This window comes from Rubrivivax gelatinosus, from assembly GCF_016583785.1.
Lineage (GTDB): Bacteria > Pseudomonadota > Gammaproteobacteria > Burkholderiales > Burkholderiaceae_C > Rubrivivax > Rubrivivax gelatinosus_B.
On sequence record NZ_NRRU01000189.1, the window covers coordinates 1 to 3,718 of the forward strand.

Consider the following 3,718-nt stretch of genomic DNA (forward strand, 5'->3'; position numbering starts at 1 on the left):
GAGGCGGGCGCTGTCGCGGCCGCCGGCACGCAGGCCGAGTTCGGCGCGGTTGCCGGCTGCCGTCAGCGTCGCGTCCAGCCGCGTCGCGCCGCCGGCGGCCTTCAGCGTCGCCTGGGCCGCGAGCGGCACGCCGGCCAGGCGGCTGTCGCGCAGTTCCAGCGCGGCGTCGCCGGCGAGTGCCGCCAGCAGCGCCGGCAGCGGCTCGGCCAGCGCCGCCTGCGGCAGCGCCAGTGCCGCGTTCCAGCGGCCGTTGAGTGCGTGCGGGCCGCGGCGCCAGGGCGAGCCGTCCTCGCCGCGCCACCACATAGCCGGGTCGAAACGGGTCAGCGTGCCCTCGGTGCGCAGCTGCCAGCGCTGGGCCGTGTCGGCTTCGGCGCCGAGCGTGGCCTCCAGCCGGGCGTCGCCGGCGGCGAGCACGAAACGTTTCAGCTGCGCGCTCAGGCTGCCATCGGCCGGGCGGCTGAAACCCGCTTCGGCGGCCAGCGTCACCGCGCGCTCGCGTGCGGCGTCCAGGCGGCCGGCCAGCGCCAGCGTCGCGCTGCCGCCGAAAACGCCCGGCGCCCTGGTTTCGGCCGGGTCGGGCGAGGGCAGGCCCTGCAGCGAGAACTTCAGCGGGCCGCCGATCGTCATGCCGGGCAGGCGGTGGTCGAGCTCGGCCGGCCGCAGTGCGTCCAGCGCCAGGTCCAGCGTCAGCGCCGTCGACTGCCAGCGGCCCTGGCCCTGCAGCCGGCCGGCGGCACGTTCGCCGGCCAGTCGCAGGTCCAGCGACTGCAGCTCGATCGTGCGCCGGTCCGTCAGGCTGCCCTGCAGCCGCGCGTCCAGCGAAGCCAGCGGCAGCCGCCCCGCGTCCCAGGCGCCGGGCGTGGTGTTGCGCAGTTGCACCGTAGCCTGCACCGGCACGTCGCGGCCCTGGCTGTCGACGACGACACGGCCGTCGAGCCGGGTGCTGGGCAGCGCGGCGGCAAGCGCCGACAGATCCAGCGCCGTCGTGCGCGCCTGCAGCGCCGCCAGCGGCCAGGGCGCGAAGGGCGCGACGGTGGCGTCGGCGTCCAGGCGCACGCCGCCGGAGCCGGCCAGCGTCGCCGCCAGCTGCAGCCGCGGCAGCGTGCCGCTGGCCACGAGCGTGGCCGTCCAGGGGCGCGCGGCGCCGTCTTCGGCAGCGGCTGTGATGCGCGCCTGCAGCCCCTGCTTGCCGCTGGCCTGCAGCTCGCCCGAGGCGCTGGCGTGGCCGCCCGGCCAGGCCAGTGCCAGGTTCTCGATGCGATGCAGCGCGCCGTCCTGCGCGCCCAGCTGCAGGTCGGCGCGCAGCCCGCTCAGCGCCGGCAGCGTGTCCACCTGCACGCTGGCGACCGCCAGCTGGCGTACGGCCAGATCCAGTGGCAGCCGCAGGTCTTCGGGTGCGCCGCGCCGTGGCGGCGCCGGCTCGGCGGCCGCTGCGCCGCTGGTCCAGGCGACGCGGCTGGCGGTCGGCGCCTCCAGCGTGATGCCGATCCAGGCGCCGGCGTGCGGGCGCCAGCGCCAGGAGAAGTCGCGCCAGGCCAGGTCCTGGATGACGAGGCGGGCGCCGTCGGCGCCTTGCCAGCGGAGCTCGCGCGCGCTGAAGGCGCCGGCCACCGGGCGGCCTTGCGGCTCGACGACTTCGAGCCCGGGGATGTGGCCGAACAGCCAGCGCCAGCCGGCTTCGCTGTTCCAGACCCAGCCCAGCGCGCCCGCGCCGGCGGCCAGCAGCGCGAGGGCTGCGGCCGCGATCCAGGCGGCGCGGCGCGTGCGTGGTGGCGGTGTGGTGCGCTCGTCCATGCGGCTAGAAGGTGACACCGACACTCAGGTGCAGGCGCACGCTGCCGGTTTCCTGGCCGCGGGCGACGTCCAGGCTCAGCGGCCCGATGGGGCTGCGGTAGCGCAGGCCGACACCGTAGCCGACGGCGGGCTCGTAGTCCTGCCAGCGTTCGGCGGCGCGGCCGGCGTCGACGAAGACCGCACCCCAGAGCTGCGGCATCCGTTCGAGCAGCGGGTGCGCGAGTTCGACGCTGGCCGTGGCCAGCACCTTGCCGCCGGAGACGATGTCGTTCTCGGTCGGTGCCAGCGAGCGGTATTCGTAGCCGCGCACCGAACCGTCGCCGCCGGCACGGAACAGCAGCGAGTCCGGCGGCAGCACGTCCTGGCGTGCGAACACCTGGCCGAACTCCAGCCGCGCCTGGCCGAACCAGCCGCCGATCGGCCGGTAGGCGACCATGCGGCCATAGGCGCGCACGAAGGGCCCGGTGCCGCCGGGGTCGGAGCGCGCGCGGCCGCCGCCGATCTGGCCCGAGAACACCAGGCCTTCGGTCGGCAGCAGCACGTTGTCGACGTCGCGCCAGATGCCGTGGTAGTGCAGGCTGAGCGCGTCGGAGTCGGTGCGCGTGCCGTCGTCGAGTTCACGCAGCGAACGTTCGGCCTCGACGAAGATGAGGCGGTCGATGCGCGGCGACTCCTGGGCGCGACCCAGGCGCAGGCGCACCGAGCTGACGATGTCGGTGGAGGACTCGATGCGCTCGGCGGTGCCGCTGACGAGGTTGCGGTACAGGCCGGGCAGGGTGTGGGTGCTGAGCTCGCCGGTCCAGGAGCGGCGCACGCTGCCGAGCTCGAAGTTGTTGCGTGCCGTCAGCGCCTGGCCGAAGACGCGCCGGTGCACGTGTTCGACGGTGCCGCGCAGGCCGACCTCGGAGCTGACGCCGATGCCGAAGGTGGCCTCCTGCAGCTCGCGTTCGCTCAGGCGCACGGTGATGGTGGCCTGGGCCGGGTCCTCGGCGCGCGCGTCCAGCTGCACCGAGGCGCTGTTGAACAGGCCCGAGCGCTGCAGCCGCTCCTGGAAGTCCAGCAGCAGCTGCTCGGTCGCCGGCGTGCCGGGGCGGAAGTTGGCGATGTTGCGCACCGTCGCCTCGTCGTGCGTCTTCAGCCCGCGGATGCGCAGCCCGCCGGTGCGAAACAGCGGCCCGCTGTCGGCGACGAGTTCGAGGTCGACGACATGGGCGCTGGCGTCCACACGCGCCAGCGTCGACACCCACTCGGCACGCGCATAACCCTGGGCGCGCAGCCGTGCCAGCGCGGCGCGTTTGGCGCTCGTCCATTCGGCGTTGCGAAAGGGCTCGCCGCTGTCCAGCGGCCAGTTGTCGCGCAGCGCCTCGTCGCTGTCGGCGGCGCCGGCGTCGCCGCGCGCCAGCGCTTCGGCGAGTGCGCCCTGGATCTCGATCTTCAGCTGGCGCACCCGGGCGCGCGGGCCGGTTTCGACACGCACCTCCACCACCGGCGGTGAACCCGGCAGCTGCTCGACCACGATCTCGGGCGTGAAGAAGCCCTCGGTTTCGACCAGCGAGCGCACTTGCTCGGGCGCGGCGGCGACCAGCCGGTCGATCTCGCGCTGCGGCAGCGTGCGATCACCGGCCAGTGCCGGCAGGCGCGCCAGGTCCAGCGACTGCTCGAGCAGCGCCCGCACTTCGTCGGGGGCGATCACGCGCAGCTCCAGCACCGGCCCGGCATTCGCCGCCGTCGAGGCGGCGGCTTCGAGCGTCTGCGGTGTGGTGTCGGCGGGTGCGCCGGGCGCGGCGTCGCGTGCCAGGCCGGCACAGCCGACGAGCAGCACACAGGGCAAACAGCAGGCGAGCGTCGCGGCCGTCCGGATCAAACGAGGCTCTCTTGCACGATGGCGGGGGTGGGGGCAAAACGCACACCCGAACGGGGG

1 protein-coding gene and 1 pseudogene are annotated in these 3,718 nt (G+C 75.1%); both read right to left on the reverse strand.

Going from position 1 to position 3,718, the window contains the following annotated elements; all coding sequences use genetic code 11:
* Positions 1–1,815 (reverse strand): annotated as a pseudogene (locus tag CKO43_RS25115) (hypothetical protein); the annotation flags it as partial.
* Positions 1,802–3,661: an autotransporter assembly complex protein TamA gene (locus CKO43_RS25120; protein WP_200380377.1), complete on the reverse strand. Its 1,860-nt coding sequence runs from the start codon at positions 3,659–3,661 to the stop codon at positions 1,802–1,804. The gene CKO43_RS25120 and the pseudogene CKO43_RS25115, both read right to left, overlap by 14 nt.
* Positions 3,662–3,718 lie beyond the last annotated feature (57 nt).